This is a genomic window from Nitrospira sp. NS4 (assembly GCF_049546785.1).
In the GTDB taxonomy this organism is placed as follows: domain Bacteria; phylum Nitrospirota; class Nitrospiria; order Nitrospirales; family Nitrospiraceae; genus Nitrospira_D.
Genome location: NZ_JBMWAN010000003.1, coordinates 130594 through 142534, shown reverse-complemented (window position 1 = coordinate 142534; position 11941 = coordinate 130594). Strand labels below are relative to the sequence as shown.

The 11941-nt window shown below is 58.2% G+C and carries 11 protein-coding genes; 2 read left to right on the top strand and 9 right to left on the bottom strand.

Going from position 1 to position 11941, the window contains the following annotated elements:
- The first annotated feature begins 87 nt into the window (after positions 1–87).
- A complete protein-coding gene (locus ACO9S2_RS09355) occupies positions 88–837 on the top strand; it encodes a uracil-DNA glycosylase (RefSeq protein WP_423721738.1) in 750 nt (249 codons plus the stop codon).
- Here the strand turns inward: ACO9S2_RS09355 and fsa are convergent.
- Positions 794–1441: a fructose-6-phosphate aldolase gene (gene fsa, locus ACO9S2_RS09350; protein ID WP_423721737.1), complete on the bottom strand. Its 648-nt coding sequence runs from the start codon at positions 1439–1441 to the stop codon at positions 794–796. The two genes, ACO9S2_RS09355 and fsa, sit on opposite strands and share 44 nt — an antisense overlap.
- 187 nt (positions 1442–1628) lie before the next feature.
- Between fsa and ACO9S2_RS09345 the strand changes: the two genes are divergently transcribed.
- Positions 1629–1940 carry a hypothetical protein gene (locus ACO9S2_RS09345; RefSeq protein WP_423721736.1) on the top strand — a complete coding sequence of 104 codons (312 nt, stop codon included), beginning with the start codon at positions 1629–1631 and terminating at the stop codon, positions 1938–1940.
- A 1136-nt stretch (positions 1941–3076) separates the two neighbouring features.
- Here ACO9S2_RS09345 and dapB read toward each other — a convergent pair.
- The 8 genes from dapB to argF form a co-directional block, all read right to left on the bottom strand.
- Positions 3077–3880 carry a 4-hydroxy-tetrahydrodipicolinate reductase gene (gene dapB / locus ACO9S2_RS09340; RefSeq protein WP_423721734.1) on the bottom strand — a complete coding sequence of 268 codons (804 nt, stop codon included), beginning with the start codon at positions 3878–3880 and terminating at the stop codon, positions 3077–3079.
- Positions 3881–3910: 30 nt separating this feature from the next.
- Positions 3911–4783 carry a 4-hydroxy-tetrahydrodipicolinate synthase gene (gene dapA / locus ACO9S2_RS09335; protein ID WP_423721733.1) on the bottom strand — a complete coding sequence of 291 codons (873 nt, stop codon included), beginning with the start codon at positions 4781–4783 and terminating at the stop codon, positions 3911–3913.
- Between the two features lie 52 nt (positions 4784–4835).
- Complete coding sequence (gene lysA, locus ACO9S2_RS09330; RefSeq protein ID WP_423721732.1) at positions 4836–6098, bottom strand: diaminopimelate decarboxylase; 1263 nt, start codon at positions 6096–6098, stop codon at positions 4836–4838.
- Positions 6091–7998, bottom strand: a complete 1908-nt coding sequence (locus ACO9S2_RS09325; RefSeq protein WP_423721731.1) for a B12-binding domain-containing radical SAM protein — start codon at positions 7996–7998, stop codon at positions 6091–6093. Before ACO9S2_RS09325 ends, lysA begins: the two co-directional genes overlap by 8 nt.
- 62 nt (positions 7999–8060) lie before the next feature.
- Positions 8061–8330 (bottom strand): hypothetical protein, encoded by a 270-nt coding sequence (locus ACO9S2_RS09320; RefSeq protein WP_423721730.1) that lies wholly within the window; start codon positions 8328–8330, stop codon positions 8061–8063.
- Positions 8327–9739, bottom strand: coding sequence for an argininosuccinate lyase (gene argH, locus ACO9S2_RS09315; protein WP_423721729.1), 1413 nt, complete (start codon positions 9737–9739; stop codon positions 8327–8329). The genes ACO9S2_RS09320 and argH overlap by 4 nt, the downstream gene beginning before the upstream one ends.
- The gene (locus tag ACO9S2_RS09310; protein WP_423721728.1) at positions 9739–10953 is read right to left on the bottom strand and encodes an argininosuccinate synthase; all 1215 of its coding nucleotides are present in this window, start codon (positions 10951–10953) and stop codon (positions 9739–9741) included. Before ACO9S2_RS09310 ends, argH begins: the two co-directional genes overlap by 1 nt.
- A 9-nt stretch (positions 10954–10962) precedes the next feature.
- On the bottom strand, positions 10963–11940 hold the full coding sequence (argF, locus tag ACO9S2_RS09305) for an ornithine carbamoyltransferase (RefSeq protein ID WP_423721727.1): 978 nt from the start codon (positions 11938–11940) through the stop codon (positions 10963–10965).
- Position 11941: the final 1 nt, after the last annotated feature.

Here is an 11941-nt window from a genome sequence, read left to right as displayed (position 1 = left end):
CGCGACCTGACCGTGGCCATGCTATCAGCAAGGGGAATACCCGGCAAGTACGATTACATTTCTCCGTCGTGCTACACTGCGTCCGTCATGCCCTCTCTGACGATCCTGAATCGGGAGATCACCCTCTGCACCGCCTGCCCGCGCCTCGTCTCCTATCGGGAATCGATCGCCCGGACGAAACGCCGCCAATTCTTGGAGGAAACTTATTGGGGCCGTCCCGTTCCTGGCTTCGGTGATCCGCAAGCTCAACTTTATGTGCTGGGACTTGCCCCTGCCGCTCATGGAGGCAACCGGACAGGCCGTGTGTTCACCGGCGACCGCAGCGGCGATTGGCTCTATGAAGCGCTACACCGGTTTGGATTCGCAAGCCAGGCGGCTTCAACGCACCGGGAGGATGGGATGCAACTGACAGGGTGCTACATCGGCGCCACCGTCCGCTGTGCCCCCCCTGACAACAAACCGCTGCCGGATGAATTTGCCCGCTGCCAGGGCTACCTGATGGAGGAGATCAGGCTCCTGACAAACACGAGGGTGGTAATTGCGCTGGGGAAGATCGCCTTCGATCGCTACCTCAAGGCCTGTCAGGCCGCGGGCTTCACGAAGCCGTCTCCGGCACCCAAGTTCAGCCACGACGTGGAATATGCCCTTCCGTGGGGGATCACGCTGATCGGATCCTATCACCCGAGCCAGCAAAATACCTTCACCGGGAAACTGACACGACCGATGTTTCATGCTGTGTTTGCCAGAGCGCGGGGCGAACTGGAGAAGCCGTCCGCGCCCCCGCGCACCCCACTCACTTCTTCGTCTGGGCGTCCCAATCGGCCAAAAACTTCTTGAGTCCGATATCGGTCAACGGATGCTTCACCAGCTGCTGGAAGATCGTGTAGGGCATCGTACAGATGTGGCCGCCGGCGAGCGCCGCCTCCACCACATGTTGCGGGTGGCGGACGCTTGCGACTAAGACATAGGTCTTGAAGTCATAGTTCCTGTAGATGGTGACGATCTGTCGGATCAGCTCCATCCCGTTCGAACTGATGTCGTCAAGACGCCCGATGAACGGCGAGACACACCAGGCTCCGGCTTTGGCTGCTAGCAGCGCCTGGGTCGGCGAAAAACACAGGGTTACATTGACCTTGATCCCCTCGGCCGCCATGCGTTTCGTCGCCTTGAGCCCCTCCGGGATGAGTGGCACCTTGACCACAATGTTCTTGTGAATCTTGGCCAGCTCTTTTCCTTCTTTCACCATGGCATCGGCTTCGATACTGACGACTTCCGCGCTGATGGGGCCATCGACAATATTGCAGATTTCGACCAACATCTCCTTGAAGCTCCGGCCCTCTTTGGCCACAAGCGATGGATTCGTCGTCACCCCGTCGAGAAGCCCCAGGCTGGCGGCTTCCTGAATTTCTTTTACGTTGGCGGTATCAAGATAGAATTTCATGGTCGGATCCTTTCGTATCGGAATGAACAAGTTCTCAAAGAGTTCGCCGGAACATTGTAAGGAGAATGCAGGCATCCCGCAACGGCAGGACGTGGTTTGACAGGTCTCCGAACCAAGGTTAGAATTCGATCGTTAACGGAACGGTGTCTAACACGTTGATTGGCCTAGGTGATTGAGGAGACGACCGATGCGCCCGTCTGTTTGGCTGCTCGTTTGCTGCCTGGGGCTGACCGCTTGCGGCGGCAGCAATCCGTATCTTGAGGCCTCTCTCAAGCCGGCCGAACTCCAGGGAAAAGACAAAGCATGGTTCGAAAAAAATTGGGGGGCTCCGGATGGGAAGGCGCCCAGATTCTTCGGTGGAGAGACCTGGACCTACTACCGCATTGCCGGCGGAAAATCTGGTCTTCCCTTATTCAACTTCTCTCCAAACCAATGCCAGATCACCCTAAAGTTCGATAAAGAGGACAAGCTAGAGGATTATAGTTACTCCGGATGCTAGCCTTGGTGCTGTTTCAGGAACTCATCCGCACAGGTTTGACTACAGAAACAGTGCTCAACGGAGCCCGCCTGCCGGACAATCGCTGACCCTCTCGGAACAAATACTTTGCAGACAGGGTCTTGGACCATCTGGTCTCCCTGGAGGGGATACCCACCCTCTTTCTTCTTCCCTCCCCGATAGACCCCTCTCAGGAGAAAAATGAGGACCAGCAATAAGAAAAGGACCAAAAACAATCTATACATAGTGGGTGTATTCCAGATGGGCCACAATCCTATGGAATGGTGGTGGGTCTGTCAAGGTAACTTCAACGCAGAGTGGTCGCCGGTTAACATTAGAAATGTGGACAAATGGCCTACTCGTACCGTTTAAATAGGGACTATTGGCCGTGCCATCCAGTACTTCAGCAGTATATCCATCCATTATTGAAAATGATAAAGTTTGAACATTATGAAGACATGCGATAAATGCCGCGGATCAATGTTGCCGGAACGGGCGGTGGATTTGGACGCAGGACTTGCGATCACAGTGTTTGCGTGCTTGAATTGTGGTCGTAGGAAAGCAGCGGACCAGGAACCTCGACCCATTACGGCCAGACATTGACCGCACAATGGCAGAACCAAAACCGCTAACATACGATGAGCAGAAGGCGGCTGAAGCCGCCTTCACCGGTGCCCCGTCCAACCCCGAGTGGACGGAAGCTGCCCAGCTTCTCTATGCTCGACTTTCAGCCGCCAAGGAGGCGCTCTCCAAGGATGGTGTGGGATTCGGTGCGAGTCGTCATGACATCAGCGGGACACCGCGATGAAGCCCACGGGTACAAAGCTTGTGACCGTTCCCCGCCGGGCGCTCTCTGCTGCCCATCATGCTACCGGCTGATCAGCTACACGAGAGATCAACTCATCATCAAGTGCGGCGCCTGCGAACACTCCTTCTCTAATACGCCGCTCTCTTCGAATTAACCCCCTCTTTCATCGTTGGATGGCTCAGGATTTTCGGTGAATCGTCGGGGGAAACCAGGCAGGTTAGCCGCCGTCATTTCGAGTTGACCGCAACTTGAAGGGAATGGACAAGGAGTGGATCCTACCGACGAGGCTCAGGACCTCATACTAGCGGAAGGATACTTGCCTTGCCTTACCTTACTGAAGCCCCAATACATCGACCATGTCGTAGAGCCCTGGCGGCTGACGAACCACCCACCGGGCCGCCCGCAACGCCCCCCGCGCAAAGGTATCCCGGCTGCTGGCCCGATGCGTGACCTCTATGCGCTCACCCATGCCGCCAAATAGAACCGTATGGTCGCCGACGATATCGCCGGCGCGAATCGTTTGAATGCCGATCTCCTGCTTCGTTCGCTCCCCGATTATCCCCTTCCTGGCATAGACCCCGACTTGGTTCAGATCCCGATTGACCGCACGCGCCAGGACTTCGGCAATCTTCAGAGCTGTTCCGCTGGGCGCATCTTTCTTCAGTCGATGATGGGCCTCGATCACTTCGATGTCGTAGTCGTCTCCCAGCGTCTTTGCCATCTCGCCGATCACCTTGCAGATAAGGTTCACACCTACGCTCATGTTCGGGGAGAGGACGCAGGGAACCTGGCGCGCCAGCGATTTGACCTCTTCGAGTTCCGAAGAGGAAAATCCGGTGGTGCCAATGACCATCGCCCGATGATGTTGCGCCACAATGCGAAAATGTTCGAGCGTCGCCTCGGGAGCGGAGAAGTCGATCAACACCTCACCGCGATCCATCAAAGACTCCAGATCGTCGGTAATCGCGACCCCGGCCCGCCCGGCACCGGCCGTTTCTCCGGCATCCTCGCCGAGCGCATGATGGCCGCGCCCTTCGAGAGCCCCCGCCAGCGTCAACGCGGTCGAATCCCGCACCAAGGATACCAACCGGCACCCCATTCGGCCCGCTGCCCCCGCCACAATGACTTTGATCATAACTTTATGGGTTCCTTATTCGCTCGTACGCTAGATGAGGCCGCTGTCCTTCATAACTTGCTTCAACTTGTCACGATTTTCCTGTCCCATCGGACAGAGCGGCAACCGGAGTTCCGGATCGATTTTCCCCATCATCCCCAAAGCCTCTTTGACCGGAATGGGATTCGTCTCAAAAAACAAGGCGGAGAATAACGGCGAGAGCTTGAAATGTATCCGTCTCGCTTCCGCAACCTGCCCCGCGGCAAAGAACTTCACCAGATTCGCCATATCGGCCGGCAGGAGATTGGCGGTGACCGTGATGACGCCTTTGGCGCCGACAGCCATCATCGGGAGCGTCAGCGCATCATCGCCCGATAAGACCGTCAGCCGATCACCGCAGGCCTGAACGATATCCGAGGCCTGCTGCACGGACCCGCTCCCTTCCTTCACCCCCACGATGTTCTTGATGGCCGCCAGGCGGGCAATCGTCGGCGGAAGCATATTGACGCCTGTACGCCCTGGAATGTTGTAGAGCACGATGGGAATATCAACCGCTTCGGCAATGGCCTTGTAGTGTCGATACAGCCCCTCTTGCGTGGGCTTGTTGTAATAGGGCGTGATGAGCAACGCCCCGTCGGCACCGGCCTCCTTGGCATGCTTCGTCAGTGAAATCGCTTCGTCGGTGCAATTCGACCCGGTCCCCGCAATCACCGGCACCCGTCGATTGACAACCTCGACCGTCAACTCGATCACACGGTTGTGCTCTTCGTGCGACAGCGTGGCCGATTCCCCCGTGGTTCCGCAGGGAACAATCCCGTCGGTTCCCTGGGCGATCTGCCATTCGATAAGATCACCGAAGGCGCGTTCGTCGAATTTCCCCTTCCGAAAGGGCGTTACAATCGCGACATGAGAACCGGCAAACATGGTGGCTCCTTTTACGATCCACGGAGAGCCGGCCGCTCCCCGTGTCAATTCGCTATTTCAAAAATCCTGGAATCGTCTCGCCCTTGACCAAATCGTCAAACGTTTCCCGCGCCCGAATGACATGAATCTCCCCATCTTTCACCAGCACTTCGGGCACACGCGGCCGGGAGTTGTAGTTGGAAGACATGACAAATCCATAGGCACCCGCGCTCATGACCGCCAACGCTTCGCCCGGCTTCACCTCGGCCAGCGAACGATCTTTGGCGAGGAAATCACCGGACTCGCAGACCGGTCCCACGACATCGACCTGATGCTTCGGCCGGTGGCCGGCAGCTTCGAGAACCGGACGGATTTCATGATAGGCCCCATACAGGCTGGGGCGGATCAAATCATTCATCGCCGCATCCACGATCACAAAGCTTTTGGCTTCCCCTTCCTTCAGATAGAGCGCCTTCGTGACCAGGATTCCCGCATTGCCCACGATAACCCGGCCCGGCTCCATGATGAGCGTCACCTTGAGATCGCGGATGAGCGGCGAAATCGCGTCGGCCAATTCTTGAGGCAGGGGCGGGGTTTCATCCGAATAGGTGATGCCCAGACCGCCGCCGATATTGATGTACTGAATATTAATGCCGTCCTGCTTCAGCAGTTCGACGAGCTTGAGGACCTTCTTCAACGCCTCGACGAACGGCGTGACCTCGGTCAATTGCGAGCCGATGTGCTTATGAACCCCCACGACCTCAATATGTTTCAGCGATGACGCCAGCTTGAATTCCTCCAACGCCCGGTCCGCAGCAATCCCGAACTTGCTCTTTTTCAAGCCGGTCGAAATATACGGATGCGTCTTCGGATCGATGTCCGGATTGATCCTCAGCGCCACCCGCGCGCGGCATCCCACGGACGCGGCCACATCGTTGATCGCCCGCAGCTCCGCCGAGGATTCGACATTGAACATGAGAATATCGGCCTTGAGCGCATCCCGGATTTCATCGGGATTCTTGCCGACGCCGGCAAACACGATCTTCGACGGAGACACGCCGGCTTTCAGCGCCCGATAGAGCTCGCCGCCGGACACAATGTCCACCCCGCTGCCTTCCTTGGCCATCAGGCTCAAAATGGCCAGATTGGAGTTCGACTTCATCGCGAAGGCGATGATGTGCGGAATGTTTTTGAAGGCGCTGTCATAGGCGCGGAAATGCCGCACCAGCGTGGAATAACTATAGACGTAACAGGGCGTGCCCACCTCTTTGACGATCCGGCTGACCGGAACCTGCTCGCAATAGAGCTCACCCTCACGATAGACAAAATCATGCATCTTGAAAATCCTCGTTTAGTAACTCGATCCCGGACAGCGAGAACCCTTGCAGCGAGGTCTCGAACGCATCTCGAAACTTCCGGTATCGAACTTTAACATGGGGAACGGCCGTCTTGATGGCCTCGCCATCCATCAACGCCTTCAGTGCCTCAGGGGTCGCCTGTTTGAGATGCTCGAAATTGACGATTACATCCATTCGCGCCTTGTCCGTGGCGTCCTTGATACGCCGGATCAACTCTTGCGCGCTCATCATATCAAGGGCGCCTTCAAGATCGACGAACAAGGCCGCAAACTTGTCATGCCGCTTGGCCTTGATATTCAGGACCAAGCCCTGTCCCGAGGGCTTCTGATCAAGCCGCTGCTTGATTGCATGCAGCGCGCTCGGGATCAGATGCTCCGTGTCGAAAGTCGGCAGCTTGGCCTGAAGATTCTTGAGTACCTTGGCGACAGGTGACAGGCTTCCTTTCGGACAGGCCCGCTTTACCAGTTTCCTGAACTCGCGGTTCATTTCCCACCGGGCGATGAACCGCTGTTTCGTGCCCGCCAGCCGATGCCAGATATTCGGCAACGAATAGAACTGGTGATTCGCCCAATGGAACCCTTCCTGCAGCTGCTCCGGACTCATCCGGCTGGGTTGGAACACCACATGCTTCCCGTCGTATTTGGCCCAATCCCGATCGAAAATACGGCCGGCCTTTTCGTAGCGATCAAACAGCGCGGTGCCCGGCAACGGCGTCAAGACGTTGAAATACGCCAACTCGACACGGTTGGCCGTGAGGAATTCCACGGCCCGCTCGAAAACGGATTCGTCGTCGTTGTCGAATCCGAACACAATCCCCGGATTCACCATGATCCCGTGATCGTGGAACATCTTGATCTCTTGGGAAAACTTGTGCACCCGGTTAAACGGCTTGTTCGTTTCGTCGAGACTCTCTTCGTCGAGCGATTCCATCCCGACGAACACCGACACGCATCCGCTGTCTGCCGCGAGCTTGACCATCTCCTCGTCGTCGCCAAGAAACAGGGTCGATTGACATCCCCACTTGATGTTCAAGGGTTTCAACGCCGCCCACAATTCCCGGCAGTAGGCGCGATTGCTATTGTGCAGATCGTCGACGAATGCCACGATCGACCCGTCCTCAATCCCGACCCGGATCTTAAGCCCCGTCTTCAAGGCCTGCCAGAGCGATTCCGTACAGATGCGCTCGATCAATTCGCTCCGTACCCAGTGCTTGACCCGCACAAGTTCACGCACAACCTCCTGTACCGGGCGGCGTCGGGTCGTTTTCCCGTTGAACGGAGAGACACTGCAAAACTCACAATCAAAGTGACAGCCGCGCGTAGTGAAGCTGCATTGCCGCGTCATGTAGGCATCGGGACTGAGCAGTTCGACGCGCGGGCTCTTGTAATTGTCCAACGAGGGAAACGACGTCATCCGGTACTCGCGCTTCATCCGGCCCGCTTCATAGTCCGCCACTAATTCAGGCCAGAGATCTTCGGCCTCGCCGCACACAATCGTGTCACAGTGGCGGAGCGCTTCTTCAGGACAGTAGGTGGGATGGACACCGCCCATGACCACCGTCTTTCCCCGCTTGCGAAACTCCGCGGCAATTTCATAGGCCCGTGGCGCGTAACAGGTCATGATGGACAACCCGACCATCTCGGCAGGATGATCGAAATCGATGTCCTGCACGGCTTCGTCAACAAGATCGATGTCCCAATGCTCCGGCGTGTACGCCGCGATTGTAGGCAGACTCAGTTTGGGGAACCAGACGGCGCGACGCTCTGCGGCAGTCAGGTGGTAGGGGTTGTTACGAGGATAGGGATCTACCAGCAACAGGCGTCGTTGCGCCGCAGTCGTTTCCGGAGGACTGACCCGTCCCAGCTGAATCAAATCCATCGTGCATCCCTCCTGGTCGTGGCGGGGATCTTCCCGCTGCCCGGAATTCTGCCTTCCCTTCTCTACCTGCCCCCCACCGGCCGCAATGGCGGCAACTCTTCGTCTTGTCCCGGCGGCCCCAGACGGGGCTCCTCCCCCGTCTCCGGAGTCTCGGTGTTCTGTTTTTGTTCGCCGGCCTGGCTCTGGCTGTCTTGCGCCTTTTTCTGCCGGGCAATCGTCGAAGCCACCCCCACGTCCTCCGGGGGAATAGGCGGACCGACGACTCCGCAGCCCTCCAGCACTCCGGTCAGCAGAATGCCCAATGGGACGAGGGTATATCCGAACCGCCTCATGCCAGCCTTTTCGTCAGTTCCTTGATGCGGCGGGCCACCTGTTCTCGTGCGGTTCCGCCGATCTGCGCCTTCCGGTCAATCGCCCCCTGCACTGTCAATCGCTCCAGCACCGACTTTTCGAACCGGGGAGAAAACGCAAGCAGATCTTCGACGGACAGATCAGACAACTCCCGTCCCTCATCGAGCGCCCAGCGGACCACGCGGCCGGTAATCGCATGGGCTTCCCGGAATGGTACACCCTTGGTCACCAAATAGTCAGCGATCTCCGTGGCCAGCATGCCTCCGCCTGTGAGGGCCCGCGTCAGAGCTTCCCGGTCGACCCTCAACCGACGCATCAGCTCCGTCATCACCGCCACGGAATCCCGGGTGGTATCAAGCGCGTCAAAGAGCGCAGGTTTATCTTCTTGGAGGTCCCGGTTATAGCTGAGGGGCAACGCCTTCAAGGTCGTCATCAGGCTCATCAGGTGTCCGTAGACGCGCCCGGTTTTCCCGCGCACCAATTCAGGCACATCGGGGTTTTTCTTCTGCGGCATCATGCTGCTGCCCGTGCAAAACCCGTCCGGCAAGTCGACGAAGTGAAACTCCTGGGTGGACCAGATGATCAGCTCCTCGCTCATCCGCGAGAGATGCATCATGACCACGGCCAGCGCCGATGAGACTTCGATCATGAAGTCCCGATCCGAGACGGCATCAAGACTGTTTTGCGTCACGGCCGGAAAATCCAGCAACGACGCCGTATAGAGCCGATCCACCGGGTAGTTGGATCCAGCCAATGCGCCGGACCCCAGCGGCATGACGTTCAATCTCACGTGCGCATCGTCAAGCCGTCCCTTGTCGCGCTCAAACATCTCGACATACGCGAGAAGATGATGCGCGAACAGCACCGGCTGGGCACGCTGCAGATGCGTATAGCCCGGCATCGGCACATTCTCATGCGCCTGCGCCTGCGCCACCAAGACCCGTTGAAATTCGGTTAATCGCCCGATGAGGGCCTTGACCTCATCCCGCAGGTACAGACGGATGTCCAACGCAACTTGATCGTTCCGGCTCCGCCCCGTATGGAGCTTGCCGCCCAGCGGACCGATCAATTCGGTCAGCCGCCGCTCAATCGCCATATGAATGTCTTCATCCTCCGGGAGAAACCGGAAACGGTCCTGTTCCAGTTCGCGACACACCGACTGCAACCCTTTGGCGATGGTCGCCGTCTCCCGCCTGGTGAGCACGCCCGCCTTCGCCAGAGTGCGGCAATGGGCGATGCTCCCTTGAATATCGTGCGCATACAGCCGCCGATCAACCGCCACAGACCGCGTGAAGGCTTCGACCAGCCGGTTCGTCTGCTCGCGAAACCGTCCGGCCCACGCCTTGCTCGGCTTGTTCCCCGCTGCTTTGCCGGATTTCCGACTGGCCATCAGGACTTCGCTTTCCGCCTCTGTGCCCGGATTTTCAGTCTCAATGCGTTCAAGCGAATAAACCCTTCGGCGTCTTTCTGGTTGTACACGTCATCTTCTTCAAACGTCGCGATGTCCAGCCGGTATAGCGAGTTCTTGGACTTACGGCCGGCCAGGGTGCAGCTGCCCTTGTACAACTTGACGCGCGCCGTGCCCGAGACATCCTTTTGCGCTTCGTCGATGGCCGTCTGGATCATTTCCCGTTCCGGACTGAACCAGTAGCCGTTGTAAATCAGGTCGGCGAACCGCGGAATCAGGCTGTCGCGGAAGTGCAGCACTTCGCGATCCATCGTGAGCGATTCGAGTCCGCGATGCGCCACATGCAGGATCGTCCCGCCCGGCGTTTCGTACACCCCGCGCGATTTCATTCCTACGTACCGGTTCTCGACCAGATCGACGCGCCCGACCCCGTGCGCTCCGCCCAATTTATTCAGATGCGCAAGTAGCTTGGCCGGGCTCATTCTCTTGCCGTCAACGGCGACCGGGTTGCCCTGCTCATACTCGATTTCCACTTCCAGCGGCTTGTTCGGCGCCTTCTCGGGAGACACCGTCATCTGGAAAATTTCATCCGGCGGTGACTTCCAAGGATCTTCGAGAATGCCCCCCTCGTAGCTCACATGAAAGAGGTTCAAGTCCATGCTGTAGGGCTTCGCTTTCGTCGCCGTCACGGGAATCCCATGCCGATCGGCATACTCGATACATTCTCGCCGCGACCGGAGGCTCCACTCCCGCCAAGGCGCGATAATCTTCAGACCGGGAGCCAGCGCCATGTATGTCAGCTCGAACCGCACCTGGTCGTTGCCCTTCCCGGTCGCACCGTGCGACACCGCCTCAGCGCCTTCCTTTAAGGCGATCTCGGCCTGGCGGCGGGCGATCAGCGGACGGGCGATCGACGTCCCCAGCAGATAGCAGCCTTCGTACATTGCGTTCCCGCGCAGCATCGGGAACACATAGTCCTTCACAAACGTCTCGCGCAGATCCTCGAGGTAGACCTTCTTCACTCCGAGATTTTTCGCCTTCGCCTTGATCGCCTGCAGATCTTCACCCTGGCCGAGGTCGGCGCAAAACGCGATCACTTCAGCCTGATAGGTTTCCTGCAGCCACTTCAAAATGACGGAGGTGTCGAGCCCGCCGGAATACGCAAGGACAATCTTCTTGATCGATGTCTGTTTCATGATGACCGGTTACGCCCTGCCTTTCTTCTGTCTCAGCAACTGAACCAAAATGGCTTTCTGCATATGGAGCCGATTCTCCGCTTGATCGATGACGACGGACTGCGGCCCATCGAGCACCTCGGCCGTGATTTCTTCTCCGCGGTGCGCCGGCAGACAATGCATCACGATGGCGTCCGGCTTGGCCTTCTGAAGCAACCGACCGTTCAGCTGATAGGGCGACAACGCTCTCAAGCGCCGGGCCTGCTCCCGCTCACGTCCCATACTGATCCAGACGTCGGTATAGACGACGTCGGCTTCTTTCACGGCGATCTGCGGATCGACGCACACCTCGATAGCGGCGCCCGTGCGGGCGGCTTCCAGCCGGGCCCGATCCACCACATGCTGGTCAGGCTGATAGCCTGCGGGACAGCCGAGGGCGATCTGCATCCCGACTTTAGCGGCTGCTTCGATCAACGAGTTCGCCACATTATTGCCATCCCCCACGTAGGCAACCTTCAGGCCTTTGAAGCGCCCTTTTCTTTCCTTGATCGTCATCAAGTCCGAAAGGGCCTGGCAGGGATGGCTCAGGTCTGTTAATCCGTTGATCACGGGCATTGTGGACTCCGCAGCCCACTCCTGCACGATGGCATGGTCGTACGTGCGAATGACGATGCCGTCAAGATACCGCGACAACACCCGCGCCGTATCCGCCACGCTTTCGCCGCGCGACAGCTGGATCTCCCCCACCGGCAGGACCAGGGCATGACCGCCCAGCTGATTCATCCCGGCCTCAAACGAGACCCTCGTCCGCGTCGAGGGCTTCTGAAAGAGGAGCCCCAGGGTTTTCCCCGCCAGCAACGAATGCGCCGTACCCCGCTGGTGCTTCGCCTTCAACGCCGCCGCAAGACGAAGCAACTCATCGACCTGCATCCGTGGCATAGTCGCCACATCCAACAGGTCCTTGGCATACCCCGATGCACGCTTCTGTTTCGGCCGCTTCGTCGCCATG